Genomic DNA, 19645 nt, shown 5'->3' with positions numbered 1-19645 from the left:
CCCGCCGCCCCTTTGGCGCGGCCGCTTCCATCAGACCCGGCCCCGGTTGCTTTGTCCTGCGGCTTGTCTGAGGTCGGCTTCGACCATTTCGGTGATCAGTGCATCGAGCGAGGTGGTCGGGGTCCAGCCGAGCACGCGCCTGGCCTTGGATGCGTCGCCAATCAACAGGTCCACCTCCGTCGGCCGGAAATAGCGCGGGTCGATCTGCACCAATATGCGGCCACTTTCGCTACAACGGCCGATCTCGTCGATCCCTTCGCCTTCCCAGGCGATGGTGATCCCGGCTATCGAGAACGCGCGTTCGACGAAGCTACGCACGCTGTGGGTCTTTCCAGTGGCCAGCACGTAATCATCGCCTTCCGGCTGCTGCAGGATGCGCCACATCCCCTCGACATAGTCACGGGCATGGCCCCAGTCGCGCTGCGCGTCGAGATTGCCCAGGTACAGCATGTCCTGATGGCCGTGGCGGATCGCCGCGACCCCGCGCGTGATCTTGCGCGTGACGAAAGTCTCGCCGCGCAACGGGCTCTCATGATTGAACAGGATGCCGTTGGAGGCATGCATCCCATAGGCTTCGCGGTAATTCACGGTGATCCAATAGCCGTACAGCTTCGCGACGGCATAGGGGCTGCGCGGATAGAAAGGCGTGTTTTCGGTCTGTGGCACTTCGCGGACCTTCCCGAACAGCTCCGATGTCGAGGCTTGGTAGAACCGGGTCTTGTCGACCAGTCCGGCGACGCGGATCGCCTCCAGCACGCGCGCGACACCGACGCCGTCGGCATTGGCTGTATATTCGGGCGTCTCGAAGCTTACCGCAACATGGCTCTGCGCTGCCAGGTTGTAGACTTCATCGGGCTCGATTTCGGCAATGACGCGGCCGATATTGGATGCGTCGGTCATGTCCGAATAATGGAGGAACAGGCGCACCCCTTCGACGTGCGGATCGTCGTAGAGGTGGTCGATACGGCCCGTGTTGAACGACGATGACCGGCGCCTCAGACCATGCACCTCATAGCCTTTGGCAAGTAGGAATTCCGCCAGATATGCGCCATCTTGGCCGGTAATTCCGGTGATGACCGCTTTCTTGCTGCTCAACTTCCGTCCCTTCTGCTACGCCGCTACCCGCCGGTGGATGGTCACCAGTCCGGGTAGTCCTCCCACGGTCAAAAGCAAGGCCTGTAGTTCCACAGCACCAAGCTTGGCAGCGGCAGCTGCAACGGCTAGGGCCGTTCCTTCATGGGTTTGCAGCGGCAGCGAAAAGACCACCGGAGGAAGTTTGCCCAGTCCGTTCAACACCAATCGGCCACAGACGCTCTATGCGGGGCTTGTCCTGCTGACGGTCGCAGTCCTTTTTGGCGGGGCGTCGCGTTATGAGGTCGGCACCACGATCCTGCCGCGCCTCACCGCGCTGGCTGCCATCGTATACCTATTCTGGCCGCGCCACCGTTCGGCGATTTGGGTCGAACGCGGCGAGCTGATCTTCTGGGCAGTCCTGTTCGCGTTACCTCTCGTCCAGCTCATTCCTCTACCATGGTCTGTCTGGACGGCGCTTCCCGGGCGCGGCCTTGCGAAACAGGTCTTCACCGCGCTTGGCGACAAGCCTTGGCTGCCGATCAGCCTGTCGCCAAGCCGTACGCTCGATTTCCTGCTTGCTCTGTTCGTGCCGTTCGCCGCATGGCTGCTCGGGTCGCATCTCGATTATCCGGGCCGGACGATTATTCTGCGCGCGATGCTCGCTTGGGCGTTGGTGAGCGCCGTGTTAGGGCTTGTCCAGCTCGCCCTCGGCGCCGGCAGCCAGGTTTATTTTTACGCGATCACCAATGACGATTCGAGCGTTGGATTCTTTGCAAACGCCAATCATCTCGGTCTCTTCCTCGCAGGCGGAATCGTCATCGCTCTGGCTTGGTTGGCCGATTCAATGACGGCAACGGGGCGGATCATCGCCCCCGCTGCGATTGCATGCGTTCTCGCAATCTGCGTGATGCTATTCGGCATTGCGGGCACTAGTTCTCGCGCTGCGGCAATTTTCTCGGTCATCGCGCTGCTCGCCGGACTTGCTATGCTGCCCCTGGAACGTGTCGGGCTGAAGCGTCGTCACGTACTCGGCGGAGCGGCGATAGCGACGTTGACGCTGGTCAGCGGACTAGGCCTCGTGCTTAGCGGACGCCTACTTTCGAACCGCTTTCAGATAGAGGACGGGACGCAAGATCGGATCGAGTTCATTCCCCAACTCGTCCATGCAGCGAGCGATTTTTTTCCGTTCGGATCGGGCTTGGGCACGTTCGAACCCATCTTCAAGAGCTATGAACCTCCAAATACGCTGAGCTTCGGATACTGGAATCAGGCTCATCAGGATTATTTGCAGACTGCGATCGAAGGTGGCTTAGTTGGAATACTATTAATCCTTGCCTTCCTAACCTGGTTCGCAGTTCGCGTGATACTCATCTGGTACATGGGGAACAAATCCTCGCGCGTGCGCCGGCAACAGGCAACCTCGGCACTGTTTATAGCACTGATCTCAGCTCATGGCTTAGGCGACTATCCGCTGCGCACGGGAACGATCTCCTGTCTGTTCGGTTTCCTTGCCGCATTCATCACAGCTCCGCGCAACGGAAAGTCGAGCAGCCGGCCCCGATTGGGCGGCGATCTGGGCGAAGTCGATTTCGGAGTGTATCAACAGAATGATATGGTACCCATCAAAGAAGTCGGCCGTGGTATTGCGGCGCAGGGAGGCGATCATTACTCGTAAGCTTATCGCAACATACGCCCTCGTAGGGGCTCTGAGCGCGTGCGCCGGTCCCAATTACAAGCCCGAGACCGTGTCCGCCGCCACCGCAGAGACAGAACTTCCGGTGCCGTCCGTTCAGGACATGACACGCGACCAAGCCGACTATCGCATCGGTCCGCTCGACAAGCTCACTGTCACCGTGTTCGGTGTTCCCGATCTGACAACCAACGGTCAGGTCGACGGCACAGGCAATCTGGCCATGCCGCTGATCGGTCAGGTTCCGGCCATCGGTGAGACGCCACTTTCGCTATCGGGTAAGATCGCTGCAGCACTGGATAAACGCTACGTCCGTAACCCGCAGGTCTCGGTCACCGTGACCGAGGCTGTGAGTGCCTTGGTTACCGTCGAAGGCGCAGTTATAAAATCTGGCCAATATCCTGTCGTGGGCCGCACCACCCTGATCCGCATGATAGCGGCAGCTGGTGGACCTTCAGACAACGCTCGCCTCAGCGAGGCATTGGTTTTCCGCACTGTAAACGGTAAGAGACTAGTCGCGCGGTTCAACCTCAAAGATATCCGTGGAGCCCGTGCGTCGGATCCCGAGATATACGGCAACGACTTGATCGTGGTCGGCGACAACCCTGGACGCCAGCTCTTCAAGGATCTGGTGTCGATAGCCCCCGTGCTCGGCATCTTTTATCAGATCACCCGCAAGTAAGGCTTTCCCTTGGCAATTGACAATCTCCCCCTCGAGTTCGGCAGCCCTGCCGGTAACCGCGACCGCGATTCACGATTAGCGCTAGAGCACTTCCTACAGCAACAGGACACGGAAAGTCCGCTAAGGCAGTACTTGCAGGTTCTCCTCCGCCAGCGCTGGATCGTACTCGCGATAGTGACGGCCGGTGTACTTGCGGCGGTGTTCATTAACGCGACAACGGTAAAGCTTTATCGCTCTACTGGTTCGATCGAGATCGCTCGCGAAGCGACAAGGGTCGTCAATGATGGCGATACCGAGCCAAAAACCAACGTGGGGGGAATGGAATTTTACCAGACTCAGTATGGTTTGCTTCGAAGTCGCGCATTAGCGGAGCAGACCGTGGCTAGTCTCCATCTGGCCGATAGCCGGGCTTTTCTCTATGGCTATACTGGCCACCGGGGGGCCGCGGAGGCAGTGGTCAGCGATCCGCAACGGCGTGAATTAATGGCAGCACGGTTGGTGATGAGCCATTTGACCATCGAGCCTATTCGTGGGTCAAGCCTCGTCCAGGTTAGTTTCGACAGTCCTGACCCCAACCTGTCCGCGGCAGTTGTTAACGCTATTGCAAAGAACTTTATCGCGTCAAGCCTCAATCGCCGCTTCCAAGCGACCGCTTATGCTCGTCAGTTCCTACAACAGCGTATCGAAACGACCCGCCAGAAACTTGAAGCTTCTGAACGCGCGTTGGTAGACTACGCTAGCCAACAGCGAATTATTAATTTTGAGGCGCCGTCGTCGGGCAAGAATGACGATCAATCAAATGGTGTTTCGGTCGAGTCAACCGACCTACGCACGCTCAACGATGCGCTTAACACTGCAAGGATCGACCGAGCGCAAGCGCAAGCACGATACCAACAAGCGGCGCGCAGCGGCGGATTAAATGCGCCAGAAAGTCTTCAGGATAGCACGATCGTTACGCTCCGTAGTCAGCGCGCGCAGCTTCAGTCAGATTATCAGCGTCTTTCCGCGCAATTCCGGTCAGACTATCCGCAGATGGTCGCGCTGCGCCAACAGATCACGGAACTTGACAAGCAGTTAGCCAAGCAGGGATCGATCGTACTGGATTCGTTACGCGCGAATTACCAAGCAGCGGCACAACGCCAATCTGAGTTACAAGCTCAGGTCAACGGGTTAAAAAGCAGCGTGATCGACCTGCGGGGTCGCAGCGTTCAGTACAATACCTTGCAGCGCGACGCTGACACGAACCGCGCGCTTTATGATGCATTGCTCCAGCGCTACAAGGAGGTTGGCATTGCCGGCGGCGTGGGCACTAACAACGTTTCAGTTGTGGACATGGCGCTACCGGCGAGTAACCCGATAACGCCCCGGACTCTGATGAACCTACTCATTGGTCTTGTGCTTGGAATCATGATCGGCGGGGCCGTTGCGTTCATCCTCGAGCAGCTCGACGAGTCGATCATCGCGCCGCACGACCTCGAACGGAAGCTCGGCGTGCCGTTGCTCGGCAGCGTACCGCGTGTGCCCGATTCGGACGTCTCGATCGACTTGCTAGAAGACAACAAGACGCCGCTCGCGGAGGCGTATCTGTCGCTGCAGACGGCGCTGCGCCTGACGACGAGCAAGGGCGCGCCGCGGGTGCTGTTCGTTACCAGCTCTCGGCCGTCGGAAGGCAAATCAACCACTGCGATGGCGGTAGCGCGAAACTTCGCGTCGCTCGGCAAGAAAACAATCCTCATCGACGCCGACCTGCGCAACCCGTCGGTGCACAAGATGCTGGGTTTCGCCAATTCGGGCGGCCTGACCAATATCCTCGCGGGTGCGACGGACCTTGGCACTTACATCCGCAAGGGGCCGATTGAGCGTTTGTCGATCATGAGCTCGGGTCCGATCCCACCGAACCCAGCCGAACTGCTTGCCGGACCGAATCTCGCCCATACGTTCGAGCTTCTGAAGGAAGCAGGGTACGAACATATAGTTGTCGATGGTCCGCCGGTGCTAGGCCTCGCCGACGCGCCGCTGATCGCCAGTTATGCCGAGGCAACGATGTTCGTGATCGCGGCACGCAATACGCACACGCGCACGGCGCGCGTGTCGCTGCGTCGCCTTGCCGACGTCCACGCCAATATCCTCGGCGCGGTGCTAACCAAGTTCGACGCTAAAAAGATCGGCTACGATTATGGCTACAATTATGATTATGGCGACAAGCGGATCGGCTTCATGAAGCGCGTGACAGGCTGAGCACGGGGACAGACACGCCATGGCGGTTATCGCTTTGCGCCGCGGTACTTCGGGTGTCCGAACCGTTGTGCTCGTCATCGCGCTAATCGCCGGCTTCTTCACCTTACGATCGGGGCTCGCTTTCCTGCTAGCGACGCCGGCCACGGCCGAGTTCGCATTGAGGATCGACCCGACCAATACCAACGCGCTCAGCGTCGATGCCAATGAGCGGTTGAAGACGGTAGAATTGGGAGCGCCAGCGGCCCAGCTTGCCGCCGACAGCAAGCGCATTCTCGAACATTCGCCGTACGAAGTCGTCGCGCTTCGGAATATCGGCATCATCACCGCATCGAATGATGACGAAAAAGGTGCGGCTAAGCTTCTCGGTCTCGCCGCGCGCCTCTCGCTGCGAGACTATTTAACCCACGCCTGGCTGCTCGATTATCGCTTCCGCACCAACGAGGTGGCTCCCGCGGTAAAGGAAGCCGACATCCTTCTACGCCAAGACGACCAAAATTGGCCGGTTATCCTCCCGGCGTTGATCGCGCTCACCCGCGATCCCAGGATTATCCATCCCCTGGCGACTACGCTCGCGAGACGGCCCTATTGGCGTAGCACCTTCCTTACGCGGCTCGGCAGCGACAATCCGCACCCGGAGGTGACGTTTGCGCTTTTGACCCGGCTGAAGGCGATCGGGTCTGCTGCGGGCAAAGACGAACTCGATACGTATTTCACTAATAGCGCCGATCGAGTGTCTCCCAGAGAGCTCTTCGCTCAATGGACGGCACTCCTTCCACCGAGCGCCGCAGCAGCCGGTAAGGGATTGCTGCGCGAGGGCGATTTCACCGGCCTCGACGCGTCACCACCGTTCAATTGGCGGCTCTACCCGAGAGATGGCGTCTACGCGGAACGTGGCAAGGGCCCGGCGGGAATGGGAAACGCGTTGTACGTCTCCTATTCGGGTGAGCGCGAAACGGTGTTTGCCAACCAGGAACTGGTTCTACCGGCTGGTCACTATCGTTTCGCGGGCCGCGTCTATGCAGAGGATGCAATCGAAGCGGGCGTGTTTCGCTGGTCGATCGCCTGCATGACCAAGGGCGCAACCGGGATCCTCGCTACTGTGCCGATCAATCCCGCCCCCGGCCAACTCGGCCGTTATTCGGTCGAGTTCAATGTGCCGTCGAAATGCGACCAGCAAGTGTTGGCGCTCTCGGGAACCGCGCGGGATACAACGTTCGAGAGGCTAGCGCTTTACGTCGATGACCTAAACCTTACTCACGTGCGCTAAGGCCGATCGCAGATAGCACTTCAGGAAGTTGCTCGCGGTGCGTTAGAGGTCCGAACAGGGACGCGAAGCAACGATGGCGAACATCGTCTTCCGACGGTGCGGCGGTCCGGCGAGCCAATTCACGAAACTCGGCAAAGGAGGATCGGCATAAAAGGCCGTCTCCAGCACACTGAGACCAAGTTCGCTCAACATGATGGCAACTTTCGTCGAGCAGGGCACATGTCGGACATGGCGGTAATAATGGGGTCGCCCCGTGAGCCGCCATGCGAGGGCTTCGAACCGGCGGTAGCCTGAACTGCCATTGGGCAGGGACAGGATCAATCGCCCACCCGGGCGAAGCGTGCGGACAAGCCGCGCAACTTCGGTTCGCAAATCTGGCAGATATTCAAGGACGCTCGAGCACAGCGCCAGGTCGTACTGCTCCGCCCGGCTAGATAGCGCTGTGAGCAACGCAACGGAGAACGAGACGTTAGCAATCCCGTGTTCGGCCGCGTCGGCTCGCGCCAACTTGATCATGCGTTCGGATCCGTCGATCCCATCGACATGCGCGGCGATCCGCGCAATCTCGAACGAGAGCGTTCCAGCGCCGCATCCCGCGTCGATCACCCGATCGCCGGGCCGGGCATAGCTGTCGATTAGCCGTCGCCATGTGCACAATCGATCGCGAAATCGGCGAGACCGGATATAGCCGTCGCGAAATGCCGGCGCGATCGAATCGTGCCAGCTTATGGCCGTTTCGGCTGTATCCCTCATTGCACGCCCTTGAAGATCATACCGCCTCATATGTCCCAGTTCGAGCGGTCTCGATGGAACACGCGGGGGGCGCCCACCTTGCCATACCTTCTTATCTGATGTCGACAATCCTCCAAGCCGCTGGACTATGGAGACGATTCGCTAAGCGAGCGCGCCATTGCTGCTGCACGCAGGATCGCCGCAAGACAAAAGGTTGCGAACTCCGGACGCAGAACTCCGCCGACACCGCTCGGTCCGGGAGAGAAAGCACAAACGAAAAGGGCGTGAAGCCATTAAACTTCACGCCCCTTCAAATCCGGTTAAAAACGGATCACGGACTCTTCGGCTTCGAGCTGCCGGAGGTGGCAGCAACGATACCACCGATGATGGCAATCACCGCGAGGACCGCAACGATACCGCCGCCGCCACCACGAAGATGATTGGCATCCTTGGCATCGGCGCCAGCGCGCACGGTGCTGACCTTCGCCATGACCGTCCCGTTGGCGGGCGCAGCCTGAGCCAACGCCGGGGTCGCCGCGAGCGCCACCGACGCGAGCGCCGCAACAGCGGACTTAAACAGCACCATTAGCAAACTCCCTTGGTTATCTGTTCCAATTTCGCAACGCGCTTGCCACACAAACGCTCCGACTGTCAACCATAGTGCCGATCGTTCCTGGATCATTCCCAGCCCCAATTCGACCTCACGCCAACTATCTGCAAACGCCGATAAGCTGGATTTGTTGCGTGTTGAAAACGCTTTTTCTTGGAGTGTGGCTTCCAAGCATCGGCTTCGCCGGAAACGGTTAAATTTCGATGACAATAGATCAGGATTTCTGGCGTATTTTCGACGATAGCCACGCCTTCGCGATGATAAGTCGGTGTTCTCTACAGCGGTAAGGTGCGACGAATGGGGCTTGTCTGGCGCCATCCAATCCGGGAAAGGGCGTGCATGCCTTCCGCCGCCCGTCCCCGCATTCTCGTGGTCTTCGGGACGCGCCCCGAAGCGATCAAACTCTTTCCGTTGGTCCACGCGCTTCGCCGCACCGACGCCGACGTGCGCGTGTGTGTCACTGGCCAGCATCGTGAGATGCTCGATCAGGTCCTTGAAATTGCACAGATTGTGCCAGAGCACGACCTCGACCTGATGCTGCCCAACCAGTCGCTCGATACGCTCAGCGCGCGACTGTTGACCGAGCTGGGCAAAGTGATGGACGCCGACCAGCCCGACCGCGTCATCGTCCAGGGCGACACGGCGACCGCGATGATCGGCGCGCTAACCGCGTATTACCGCAAGATTCCAGTCGGCCATGTCGAGGCTGGGCTGCGCAGCGGCAACATCTATCACCCCTGGCCCGAAGAAGTGAACCGCAAGGTCGTCGGCGCGATCGCCGACCTGCACTTCGCGCCGACCGACACATCGCGCGATGCGCTGCTGGCCGAAAACGTCCCCGCAGAACGGATCCACGTCACCGGCAACACTGTGATCGATGCGTTGATCGAGACGCGCGCGCGAGTCGATTCGGACGCTGCGCTCGCCTCGACGATCGCGCCGATCGCCGCGCGCTTCGCCGGCAAACGCATAGTTGCCGTAACGACACATCGGCGGGAAAATTTCGGCGAGGGTCTGAAATCGGTCGCCCAGGCGGTCCGCCGAATCGCCGATCGTCCCGATGTCGCTGTAATCTTCCCGGTCCACCCCAATCCCAATGTCCGTGCGCCGATGAGCGAGGTGCTGGGGGGCGTCGAAAACGTGGCGATGATCGACCCGCTCGATTATCCCAATTTCGTCCGCTTGCTGTCGCTGTGCCATTTCGTGATGACCGACAGCGGCGGCGTCCAGGAGGAAGCGCCCGCGCTCGCCAAGCCCGTGCTGGTAATGCGCGAGACGACCGAACGGCCGGAAGGTGTCGCCGCCGGCACTGCCAAATTGGTCGGCAATGACGAGGAGGTCATCGTTACCGAAGCTTCACGCCTTTTGGACGATAGGGCAGCCTATGAAGCAATGGCCCGTGCCCACAACCCGTTCGGGGATGGCAAAAGCAGCGAGCGGATCGCTCGCATGATCCTCGATTCGGCTCGCTGAGATGAGCGCCAGCATTCTGCGCGTCTGCGTCGTGGGCCTCGGCTATATCGGCCTGCCCACCGCCGCGGTGATCGCGCGCAGCGGCGCATCGGTGTTGGGCATCGACATCAGCCCGCACGTTGTCGAGACGATCAATGCCGGCCGCATTCATATCGAGGAAGCCAATCTCGAATCTCTGGTGCATGAGATGGTCGCAATGGGCTCGCTGCGCGCGGCGCTCGCTCCCGAGTCCAGCGACGTATTCGTGATCGCGGTGCCGACGCCGTTCACCGACAATCACGCGCCCGACATCAAATATGTCCTCGCCGCGACACGCTCGATCGCACCGGCGGTGGGCAAGGGCAGCCTGGTGATCGTCGAATCGACTTGCCCGGTCGGCACTACCGAGGCGGTCCGCGACGTGCTCAGGGAAGCGCGCCCCGATCTCACATTCCCCGACGGCAGCGACGCGCCGAGCGACGTCTGTATCGCTTATTGTCCCGAACGCGTGTTGCCCGGAAAGATTCTCGAGGAATTGGTCAGCAACGACCGGTCGATCGGCGGGCTCAGCGCCGCTTGTGCCGAACGCGCGGTGGATTTCTACCAGGGGTTCGTCGCCGGCGAGTGTATCGCGACCACCGCGCGGGCCGCGGAAATGTGCAAATTGGTCGAAAACTCGTTCCGCGACGTCAACATCGCCTTCGCTAACGAATTGTCGGTAGTCTGCGACACGCTCGATCTCGACGTCTGGGAAGTCATCCGGCTGGCCAACCGCCACCCCCGCGTCAACATTCTTCAGCCCGGGCCGGGTGTCGGTGGGCATTGCATCGCGGTCGACCCCTGGTTCATCGTCGACAGCGACCCCGAAAATGCTCGGCTGATCCGCACCGCGCGCGAGGTCAATGACGGCAAGGCGCATTACGTCTTTGCGCGCACCGCCGCGCTCGCCGACGCGCACCCCGATGCCGCGATCGCGTGCCTGGGCTTGTCGTTCAAGGCCAATATCGACGATCTGCGCGAAAGCCCAGCGCTCGAAATCGCGATCAAACTGGCAAGGAAATATGGCGACCGCGTCCGCGTGGTCGAACCGCATATCGATGCATTGCCGCCGGCGTTCGACGGCACCGGCGCGACCAAGGTGACGCTCGACCAGGCACTCCACGAGTGCGAAGTGCTCGTCGTGCTAGTCGATCATCATGAATTCCGAGGGGTCCCCGCCAATCGGCGCGCGGGCAAGGCGATCTACGACACGCGTGGCCTCTGGCCGAGCTGAATTCCCCGGCTATTTCGCCCCGAACCCGCTGACCACCGTTCCGACCGTCTTCAACAGGATCAGCAGGTCGAGCCAGCCGGAAAAGTGCTTGATGTAGAAGAAGTCGTAGTTGAGCTTGTAATGGACCGATGCAAGGTCGGCGACATGTCCCTGGTTGACCTGCGCCCAGCCGCTGATGCCCGGACGCACGATATGGCGATATGAATAAAAGGGGATTTCCTGCTCGTACCAGCTCGACAGCGCCACCGCTTCGGGCCGCGGGCCGATCCAGCTCATCTCGCCCTTGATGATGTTCCACATTTGCGGCAGCTCATCGATCCGCGTCCGGCGCAGGAAGCGGCCGAGCCGGGTGATCCGGTCGTCACCGTCATTGGTGATGAACCCCTCGCGCGCCGCTTCCTCGGGTGTGCATTCCCGCATCGTGCGGAACTTCCACACCATGAACGGCCGGCCGCGATAGCCCATGCGCTCCTGTTTGAAGAGCGCGGGTCCCTTCGAATCGAGCTTTACCAGTAGCGCCACTACCAGCATCGGTACGATCAGGATCGGCAGGAAGATAAGCGTCAGCAACAGGTCAATACCGCGCTTCATCTTGCGATAAGCTAGGTTGGGGAGCAGCGATCCGAAGCTGTTTTCCGACAGATGCTCGATCGACACGCGTCCGGTCAGCGATTCGCGGATCTGCTTGACGTGGTAGACGGGATGGCCCTTGACCGCCGCCTCGGCTAGCATGCGTTCCCAATCGTCGTCATGATCGTACCGCAGATCGGCGACGATCACCGCCTCGCGGCCCGACGGTATGACCGGCTCGGACAGCGGGATCCATTCGACATTGGGCAGCTCGGTCAGTGCCGCGGTTTTGCCGAAGGGCACGATGTAAAAGGGTTTGGTCGTCGCGCGCAGCAGATAGAAATGGATCGCGTATGACGTCATCGCCGCAAGCGCAACTGAGATGCCGAGATAGGCGCGGCTATAGTCGAGACGAAGAAAGAAGAAGGCCGCGAACACCAGTCCATAGGATGTGGCGTAGGTGGGGACGATGTAGCTGAACACGCGGCTGCCCGGGAAAGCGGTCACGCGGCGCAGCAGGAACAGGCCGAGGATCGCCCCGATTGCCGCGCCGAGCATCACGCTATCGACCCCGCCGATCAGCGTCGCCGCATTGGGATTGTCGAGAAGCAACGGCCGGCTGATCACCATGCTCGGCACGAGCACGGCGAGCACGAGCACCGCGAAGGCTTCGACGCGGAACGACTCGAAGATGCTCGATCGCGGGCGCGTCGCGGCCTCGGCCCGGCTCATCAGCATATGACGAATTCCCCTTAAAGTCGCTGCGGCACGGTTTTACGGCGCGTTACACCCGGATTGCGCCCCGAGTCTATTGATCTACAGCAACTTTATCCGGGCTTCGTCGTGACTTCAGATCGTCTGGTGGAAGGACCGTGTTGCCCCGGGACACCAGGTCGGCGATCCGCGCGCGTTCGATTTCAACGGCGCACACGCGGTCCGACCACGCTGGGTGCGTCGCACTCGGAAACAAGCCGCCAAGCCGCTGTGCCTGGAACCGGCGCCATAAAGCGACCGCCGCACCGGGATCAAATCCTGCCCGCACCATCAGATAGGGCATTAACCGGTCGGCCTGAAGTTCATGCAAACGCTGGATTTTTGGAGCGGCCTTGCGATGCCCTAGCGCATTGTGCGCGAGTTCGTGCGCCAGGATCGCGGCCAGCTCGTCGGGAGTCGTCGCGAATCCGGCCATCCGCGTCGACAATTGCACCCACGTTCCGTTCGCCACCGCATCGGCGTAATCGCCTGGCACTAGCTGGAACCGCGCCTTGCAGGCGAGGGTACCGATCAGGTCGACCGTCAGCCGCTGTCCGTTCCGGTCGACCGTCAGGCGCGCTTTTCCGTCGGCCAGTGCAGTATCGAGCGCGGTCATCGCGGCCTCGACGCCGGCGAATCGGCCATAGGATGAATCTGGCGGTGCCGCCGCGAACGGCGTGCCGTCGGCATCGACGAGCACGTCTCCGCGCTTGAGCCCGGCGCGCTCTGCCGGAGATCCCGCGACGACCAGCGCGACGGTCGGTCCGTCGGTAAGCCCGAGTACCTGCCGCGCGGCCGGCCGGAACGCTGCGCCATATTGGCTCAATGTCTCGATGAGCATGCCGCTGTCGACCATATGCTCGGCGCAGAGATCGACATTGGTGGTCGCCAGACGATACCCGATCGTCGCGACGGCGGTGTCCTGCTGCAGCAGCCCGCGTACGACCAGGGTCGCCTGGTAGTCGGCGGACGGCGCGGCAGCGATCAGGGCGATAGCGAGCAAGGGCCTTAACGACTTGATCATCCCCGGGTCGCTAGCCGAGACGCGGTATTCAAGCCAGCTTGGCCGTTGTCGGCTTCCCCGCTAAGGGCCGGTAGTCCGGAGGAGGCATGTGCCGCGCGCGCTCATCCGATCCGGCGTTACGAAGGAGCGCGTGTGAAGCTTGTCGTCGTCGGCCTGGGCTATGTTGGCCTGCCTTTAGCAATAGCGCTCTCGCGTCATTTCGAGGTCTGGGGTATCGACATCGATACCGGCCGCATTGCCGAACTGTCGCAGGGCCATGACCGTACGGGGGAAATCGACGAAGCCACGCTCGCCGCTTCGACTCTCAATTACACTTCGGACCCGTCGGCGTGCCCGGCGGCGAGCGCCTATATCGTCACCGTCCCCACCCCGATCGATGCCGACAAGCGCCCCGATCTCGGCGCGGTGATGGGCGCGACCCGGATGGTCGCCGGGATGATCGACCCTGCCGAACGGCCCACGATCATCTACGAGAGCACCGTCTATCCTGGTGTGACCGAGCAGATTTGCGGGCCGGAGATCGAGAAGGTCTCCGAACTTGTGCGCAGCCGCGACTTCACGCTCGGCTATTCGCCCGAGCGTATCAATCCCGGCGATCGGGAACACACGGTCGACCGTATTGTCAAGGTCATCGCCGGCGAGGACGACGCGACGACCGATCGGCTCGAGGCGATTTACGGCAAGGTCACCTCCGCTGGCGTGTTCCGGGCGGCGTCGATCAAGGCTGCCGAGGCGGCCAAGGCGATCGAGAATGCGCAGCGCGACATCAATATCGCCTTCATGAACGAGATCGCGCGGATCTTCGGCGCGATCGACCTGTCGGTGTGGGACGTGCTGGCGGCGGCCAAGACCAAGTGGAACTTCCTGCCCTTTCAGCCGGGCCTGGTCGGCGGCCACTGTATCGGCGTCGATCCTTATTATCTCAGCCATCTCGCCGAACAGCTCGGTCACGACCCTCGCGTCATCCTGGCCGGGCGCGACACAAATGACGACATGTCGCGGTGGGTCGCCGAACGGATCCATGCCCGCGCCGGCAAGGCGGGGTCGGCACTGATCCTGGGGCTGACCTTCAAGGAAAATGTTCCCGACCTGCGCAACTCGAAAGTGGCGGAACTGGTCACCGCGCTCGACACGCTTGGCCATAACGTCACTGTCCACGACCCTATGGCCGACCCGGCCGAGGCGACGCACGAATATGGCATTACGCTCGACGGCGACGCGTTGAGCCGCCGCTACGACCTCGTGGTGCTTGCGGTTCCGCACCGGACATACCTCGAAATGGACGGCGGACTGGCTCAATTGGTCGCCCCAGGCGGCCTGTTTGCCGATATCAAGAACGGCGTCCCCGAAATGACCGGCACAGCGCGCTGGACGCTTTAGGAGTAAATTCATGCGCGTACTCGTCACCGGCGCGGCCGGCTTCATCGGCAGTTGGGTGATCCGCAGGCTGCTCGCTCGCGGCGACATCGTGATCGGGATCGACAATCTCAACGATTATTATTCGGTCGAGCTCAAGCGCGACCGCGTTGCACTGATCCAGGCGCTCAACACCAACCGGTTCGAATTCGTCCAGGTCGATTTCGCCGATCACGAAGCGCTCGAGGCAGCGCTGGCGGGCAAGGAATTCGACCGCATCGTCCATTTGGGGGCGCAGGCGGGCGTCCGTTATTCGATCGACAACCCTCGCGCCTATGTCCAGTCGAACCTGGTCGGCCATCTCAACATGATGGAGATCGCTCGGCATCGGAAGCTCGAACACTTGATCTACGCCTCGTCCTCGTCGGTCTATGGCGGCAATGACACGCTCCCCTTCCGCGTCGAGGATCGCGTCGACCATCCGCTCTCCCTCTACGCCGCGACCAAGAAGGCCGACGAGTTGATGAGCGAGACCTATGCCAGCCTTTATCGCCTGCCGCAGACCGGCCTGCGTTTCTTCACCGTCTATGGTCCCTGGGGCCGCCCCGACATGGCGATGTGGATCTTCACCAAGGCGATTCTCGAGGGCCGCCCGATCCCGGTGTTCAACAATGGCGATATGCGCCGCGACTTCACCTATATTGAGGATATCGTCACTGGTGTGGTCTCGTGCCTCGATTCGGCGCCCAAGGACGATGGCGAGGAAAAGGCCGGGGGCAGCCGCACGCCGCACGCCATCTACAATATCGGCAACCATCGCTCCGAAGAGCTGGGCAAGATGATCGACCTGATCGAGCAGGCTTGTGGCGTGAAGGCGATCCGCGATTACCAGCCGATGCAGCCCGGCGACGTACCCGCGACTTATGCCGATATCAGCGCGATCGAACGCGATTTGGGGTTCAGCCCGACGACCCCGATCGAGGTCGGCGTGCCGAACTTCGTATCATGGTACCGGGAATATCACGGGGTCTGACCCCTCGGGGCTTCACCGTAAACATTTCCGGACGGCACAGCATCCGACGCATAGTAGCCGGACGGCATGAACCAGCGCACCTTAAGAGATGAGTTGGGCATCGCGCTTTGAAGGATTAGGAAGGTGTGAAGACGACGGAAGAATTATGTCGGCGTCAGCGGTGGCTAGCCACTGCTAGGATCACGATTGGGACCAGAAAAGGCCTGCCGCGATTAAGACACCGGCCGATCACGTGACGACGCTCACGCTGCGCCGGTTGCGGCATCCGCCGCAGTACGGCGTCGACCGAAGGCTGGATCGGCGCCCCCTCTTACTGGTGACAAGACGGCATTCGGGCAATGCGTATACCTAGCGCGCAGAGCACCGCCGCAGCCTTAGAATGCCGCGAAGGTTTGCAAACAGCGCGCGTTTCCGCTCGTTGACAGTGCTCAACTCATCGATCGCCGCCGATGAAACTGGAACGCGATACGTTCCTCACGTCGAAAAATACGAAAAAATTTCATCTGAGGCGAAACGATGGCCGATCGCGTCGTCCAAGGCAGAGAGCACTGCTGCACGTGCGCCTGACAATCCCGGACATCACAAATTCGCTGGCGGCGCGCGGAACAACCCGTATATTCTCTGGCGCGTGGCACTGCCCGCAGCGCCTGCTGGTAATTCGAGCGTCTTGGCCGTGAGATCGAGTGCCGAAATCAGGTTTTGCGTATGAAGAAGATGCGTGTCGATGTTCGGATTGACGAAGATGCGGTCACCATCGGCCACTTCGCTCGCATCGAGGGGTGCGCCCGTGCCGCGCTGGAACGCGGTTACCTTTGCGCTGTCCCGCGCGAAACTCGCAAATGACGGCAGCGTCGGCGTTGAGAAACCCGAATAGTAGCAGCTGAAAGTGTCGGTCGGATCCATCACCATGCCGTCAAAAAATTGGTACCGACCCCCGACCAGTCGATAATTGTTGAGGGCTCGCGCCTTGAACGCGCCGATCGCGCTATCATAGTGATAGATCGCGAAGACCGTCCCGCTTTTGTCATGCCGGATCACCGACCCGGCGACGCCGCCCTGAAAATGGAACAACGCCGCGTTGTTCGCACCGATATTCCCTTCGAGCCGGAGACGGATGGGATCAGGATCACCGGCCAGTTGCGTGGTGTCAGAGCTTACCGTCAAGTCGGTTGGATGCAGCAAGCCGGGCTGAGGAAGACCGGAGACGACCTCGAACGGTGCGGTGCCCGCAGGCTGCACGCCGCGACACCAGATCGGCAATCCCGTTTCACGCGTGCCCATTATTTGGGTTATCGTATCGATGAGAAACTGCCCAACGAACCTGCCGGTGCTGAGATCGCGCATGCCGGCGTAGAAATGATGCTCGGTGCGCCTGCCGTTCAAAGCGGGCACGGTAACGCTAAGCGTGGCGTTGGCGACGTGGGCCATGAATGGCGGGACCGTCGCCGGGCCGTTGGTACCAAGGCGCGATGATCCGATCGACACACCGTCGAGGCGTAGGTTGGTCGTACGAAAATCCAGGACATAGGGAAAGTCGGTGATTGACCCGCTTTGGATGCGAAGACCCGCCGTTGTACCTAGCGCGTTGGTCGGATGGCCCCACACAAAAGGGGGAACCCCACGTCCATGCTTGTCCAATAGGCCGAGATCTATGGTCGGCGAGGCAAGGACAATCTCGCCTTCGTTCGATGTCGCCCCGCTGCAGGTGCCAATCTGCCAACCGCTTTCGATATAGACCTGTTGAAAGATGGTCGAGGTGACGATCGAGATTGTGTGGATTTCCATCAATCTCATCAGACCGGAGAAGGAGCAGCTTTCGATCGTCCCTCCGAGCCTTCCGTTTCGCGTTCCGTGGCGATTAGTCGTGATCGCGCAAAAGGTCGTGCCGCCTCTCAGGTAGCCGATGCGATTGTTCCTACCCTGCGACTGACAATAGGACCCTCCGTAGACGCAATAATCCACACCGGCGCGGATGATTTCGATGAAGTCGCCGTTGCCATCGGTATTACCCGGGTGGACAATCCAAGCCGCTCCGAATCCGCGAAAGTCGGCATCGATCGTCAACCCAGAGCTGAGAGCCTTAGTTCCGCGCCCGGCCGCGAGCCCGGTCCAGGCGGGCCAGGTCGGCGTGACGTAGGTTGTATAGGCGCTACCGGTTTCGGGGTCGGTACCGTAGATCGCGCCGCGATTGTCGTTGAATCCGTCGACCGTGAATCCCGCATAAGTGGAGTAGCGATTGAGCGCGCGTGGGTCAGCGGTTGGTGGCAGCCAGTTACGCATCACTGTATCATCGAACGATGGTGCCACCAAAACACTGGCGACCTTGCTTTCGAGGATATACTTGAAGAAGCTGCCGATCAGCGAGATCGCCTTGAAACTGCCGTTTCGTTGACCGGCATAGTTGACGGCCGGGCGATCGCTGAAATTGTTGACGAGCGCGGTGCCCGTAAAGTTGGACTCGCCGCCGTAGCGTGGGCCGGCTCCGACGATATTGGTAGTGACGAATTTGTCGCCATATCCGCCGTGCAGTGTCGCCGTGTGAAGGAACGCGCCCGGGCCGATCCGGCCACGACATTTCCCGACATAGGTGCAGTAATCCAGCCAGCTTTGTAGGGCCGAAGTGTTATCCGTGCCGCTCCACAATCCGGTCGTTGCATTGTACACCGCGTCACCGATTGCGCCGAACGCAGCCGCGTCCGGCTCGGGCTCGGCGAGCACGGCGCGCCTCGAATTCGCCATTTCGAACCACCAGACGCCTTGTCCGCTGGCCTGCACAGTGTTGGGTGTCGACAGCGCGGCATAGTCGGCCGCATCGGACACCGGATCGAGCAGCTTGTACCACGCATGGCCCAGGCCCTTTGCCGAGAAGCCGGACGTGGCGATCATGTCGGTACCTGCCGGCATCGACATTATTGTCAACTCGTCTGCCAGGCCAGTCGCCAGAATATTTGCGCGAAGGTTGCTTCCAACGTCGCTAGCCCTACCGGCAACGGGCGGCCCCGTATCGGGACCGGATGGGTCCAAGGCCGGTCCGGCCGTGCGGCGTTCGGCAGTCGCCGGAAAAGCGGCGGCGGCAAACACGCCGCCGGTCAATTTCATCATTTCGCGGCGTTCGATCATCATGGTCTCGATTCACGCTAAGCGTAGTCGGTTTTAGGGGCCTCTCAAGGGGGCGTTCCACCTCTCGGCGATCCAGGATTGTCGTTCGCCTCATCAACAAGGCTCTGGGGGCCCGGGCGATGCGCCGACCTTGACCGACGTTGGTTGCTCTACGGTGGCCTGGCGGGGCTGCAGAACCCGCCAGGCAGCGTCGGCGGGCGTATGTGCGGTCACACATGATGTAGTCCTCGCGCCGGTAGTCCTCGCGCCAGCTGCACAGCGCCGAGCGGGCATAGCTCAACAATGCGAACAGCAATCTCGTTCAGGCGTTCGCCCCGCAAGCAACAGTTGCTGCTCTTGAGGGGGCCATTCTGCTGTGGCTTGCCCAACGCGACGCAATAACACTCGGTCTGCCGATCCCGCGCTGGTCTGCCAAGTCCGGTTGTCGCTCACGATCGTCAGTGGCTTGCCAGCAATCGCGTTGATCGCATCGAGCTCACGGGCAACACGAACGCCCAATAGCGCCTTGTCTACCACCAGTGTCAGATTCTTCTGCGTGAAGCTGTCGAATACGGCGCGGATGCGCATCCGCCTGCCACACCAGCGTGTCGCTCACGAAGTCCCGACCCTACCGCTCGCTTGGGCACGAGCTGCGACTATCGTAGGCTCGGCCGCATTTCGCGCAGTCGAGACGGACTTATGTATTTGTGACCCGGCGTAAAGGATCTCTCGCTCCTCTGCCTCTCGCAGGTCTCTGCTTTTCGCATTTAGCGATGCTTTCGATAGACGCTT

At 60.8% G+C, this 19645-nt stretch carries 15 protein-coding genes; 8 read left to right on the top strand and 7 right to left on the bottom strand.

The genetic code is table 11. The features are described 5' to 3' along the window. Positions 1–30: 30 nt before the first annotated feature. A complete protein-coding gene (gene gmd / locus SPR01S_RS02850; protein WP_066584623.1) occupies positions 31–1095 on the bottom strand; it encodes a GDP-mannose 4,6-dehydratase in 1065 nt (354 codons plus the stop codon). Positions 1096–1276: 181 nt separating this feature from the next. Between gmd and SPR01S_RS02845 the strand changes: the two genes are divergently transcribed. The 4 genes from SPR01S_RS02845 to SPR01S_RS02830 all read left to right on the top strand — a co-directional run bounded on the left by SPR01S_RS02845 (position 1277) and on the right by SPR01S_RS02830 (position 6951). Next, entirely contained in the window at positions 1277–2749 is a 1473-nt protein-coding gene (locus SPR01S_RS02845) for an O-antigen ligase family protein (RefSeq protein ID WP_066584621.1), read from the top strand. Between the two features lie 70 nt (positions 2750–2819). Continuing rightward, complete coding sequence (locus tag SPR01S_RS02840; RefSeq protein WP_169803356.1) at positions 2820–3446, top strand: polysaccharide biosynthesis/export family protein; 627 nt, start codon at positions 2820–2822, stop codon at positions 3444–3446. A gap of 9 nt (positions 3447–3455) precedes the next feature. Continuing rightward, positions 3456–5684 (top strand): GumC family protein, encoded by a 2229-nt coding sequence (locus SPR01S_RS21110; protein WP_084250882.1) that lies wholly within the window; start codon positions 3456–3458, stop codon positions 5682–5684. Between the two features lie 67 nt (positions 5685–5751). Beyond that, a complete protein-coding gene (locus tag SPR01S_RS02830; RefSeq protein WP_066584606.1) occupies positions 5752–6951 on the top strand; it encodes a hypothetical protein in 1200 nt (399 codons plus the stop codon). Between the two features lie 42 nt (positions 6952–6993). Here SPR01S_RS02830 and SPR01S_RS02825 read toward each other — a convergent pair whose 3' ends face one another. Together SPR01S_RS02825 and SPR01S_RS02820 are read right to left on the bottom strand one after the other, a co-directional pair. Continuing rightward, a complete protein-coding gene (locus tag SPR01S_RS02825) occupies positions 6994–7704 on the bottom strand; it encodes a class I SAM-dependent methyltransferase (RefSeq protein ID WP_066584603.1) in 711 nt (236 codons plus the stop codon). 310 nt (positions 7705–8014) lie between these two features. Next, entirely contained in the window at positions 8015–8269 is a 255-nt protein-coding gene (locus SPR01S_RS02820; protein ID WP_066584601.1) for a hypothetical protein, read from the bottom strand. Positions 8270–8632: 363 nt separating this feature from the next. Here SPR01S_RS02820 and wecB point away from each other — a divergent pair, with 363 nt between their 5' ends. Together wecB and wecC are read left to right on the top strand one after the other, a co-directional pair. Continuing rightward, on the top strand, positions 8633–9766 hold the full coding sequence (gene wecB / locus SPR01S_RS02815) for a non-hydrolyzing UDP-N-acetylglucosamine 2-epimerase (protein ID WP_066584599.1): 1134 nt from the start codon (positions 8633–8635) through the stop codon (positions 9764–9766). A 1-nt stretch (position 9767) separates the two neighbouring features. Beyond that, a complete protein-coding gene (gene wecC / locus SPR01S_RS02810) occupies positions 9768–11018 on the top strand; it encodes a UDP-N-acetyl-D-mannosamine dehydrogenase (protein ID WP_066584597.1) in 1251 nt (416 codons plus the stop codon). 9 nt (positions 11019–11027) lie between these two features. On the opposite strand, the gene SPR01S_RS02805 is transcribed toward wecC, so the two are convergent. After that, positions 11028–12326, bottom strand: coding sequence for a sugar transferase (locus tag SPR01S_RS02805; protein WP_066584592.1), 1299 nt, complete (start codon positions 12324–12326; stop codon positions 11028–11030). 70 nt (positions 12327–12396) lie between these two features. Continuing rightward, positions 12397–13365: a M48 family metallopeptidase gene (locus SPR01S_RS02800; RefSeq protein WP_066584591.1), complete on the bottom strand. Its 969-nt coding sequence runs from the start codon at positions 13363–13365 to the stop codon at positions 12397–12399. Between the two features lie 132 nt (positions 13366–13497). Here SPR01S_RS02800 and SPR01S_RS02795 point away from each other — a divergent pair, with 132 nt between their 5' ends. Then, positions 13498–14745 (top strand): nucleotide sugar dehydrogenase, encoded by a 1248-nt coding sequence (locus tag SPR01S_RS02795; protein ID WP_066584590.1) that lies wholly within the window; start codon positions 13498–13500, stop codon positions 14743–14745. A gap of 10 nt (positions 14746–14755) precedes the next feature. Continuing rightward, a complete protein-coding gene (locus SPR01S_RS02790) occupies positions 14756–15754 on the top strand; it encodes a GDP-mannose 4,6-dehydratase (RefSeq protein ID WP_066584589.1) in 999 nt (332 codons plus the stop codon). A gap of 579 nt (positions 15755–16333) precedes the next feature. Here SPR01S_RS02790 and SPR01S_RS02785 read toward each other — a convergent pair. Then, positions 16334–18877, bottom strand: a complete 2544-nt coding sequence (locus SPR01S_RS02785; RefSeq protein WP_066584588.1) for a hypothetical protein — start codon at positions 18875–18877, stop codon at positions 16334–16336. Positions 18878–19150: 273 nt separating this feature from the next. Next, the gene (locus SPR01S_RS21420; RefSeq protein WP_157081888.1) at positions 19151–19441 is read right to left on the bottom strand and encodes a hypothetical protein; all 291 of its coding nucleotides are present in this window, start codon (positions 19439–19441) and stop codon (positions 19151–19153) included. Between the last annotated feature and the right edge of the window lie 204 nt (positions 19442–19645).

The sequence above is a fragment of the Sphingomonas pruni NBRC 15498 genome, from assembly GCF_001598455.1.
GTDB classification, from domain to species: domain Bacteria; phylum Pseudomonadota; class Alphaproteobacteria; order Sphingomonadales; family Sphingomonadaceae; genus Sphingomonas; species Sphingomonas pruni.
This window is presented reverse-complemented; position numbering and strand designations above follow the sequence as displayed.

What these genes read in the sequence shown, in the direction of transcription:
- wecB (WP_066584599.1), top strand. Translation starts at nt 8,633, where the DNA reads ATGCCTTCCGCCGCCCGTCCCCGCATTCTCGTGGTCTTCGGGACGCGC.
- SPR01S_RS02825 (WP_066584603.1), bottom strand. Translation starts at nt 7,704, where the DNA reads ATGAGGGATACAGCCGAAACGGCCATAAGCTGGCACGATTCGATCGCG.
- SPR01S_RS02805 (WP_066584592.1), bottom strand. Translation starts at nt 12,326, where the DNA reads ATGCTGATGAGCCGGGCCGAGGCCGCGACGCGCCCGCGATCGAGCATC.
- SPR01S_RS21420 (WP_157081888.1), bottom strand. Translation starts at nt 19,441, where the DNA reads ATGCGCATCCGCGCCGTATTCGACAGCTTCACGCAGAAGAATCTGACA.
- SPR01S_RS02820 (WP_066584601.1), bottom strand. Translation starts at nt 8,269, where the DNA reads ATGGTGCTGTTTAAGTCCGCTGTTGCGGCGCTCGCGTCGGTGGCGCTC.
- SPR01S_RS02790 (WP_066584589.1), top strand. Translation starts at nt 14,756, where the DNA reads ATGCGCGTACTCGTCACCGGCGCGGCCGGCTTCATCGGCAGTTGGGTG.
- SPR01S_RS02785 (WP_066584588.1), bottom strand. Translation starts at nt 18,877, where the DNA reads ATGATGATCGAACGCCGCGAAATGATGAAATTGACCGGCGGCGTGTTT.
- wecC (WP_066584597.1), top strand. Translation starts at nt 9,768, where the DNA reads ATGAGCGCCAGCATTCTGCGCGTCTGCGTCGTGGGCCTCGGCTATATC.
- SPR01S_RS02800 (WP_066584591.1), bottom strand. Translation starts at nt 13,365, where the DNA reads ATGATCAAGTCGTTAAGGCCCTTGCTCGCTATCGCCCTGATCGCTGCC.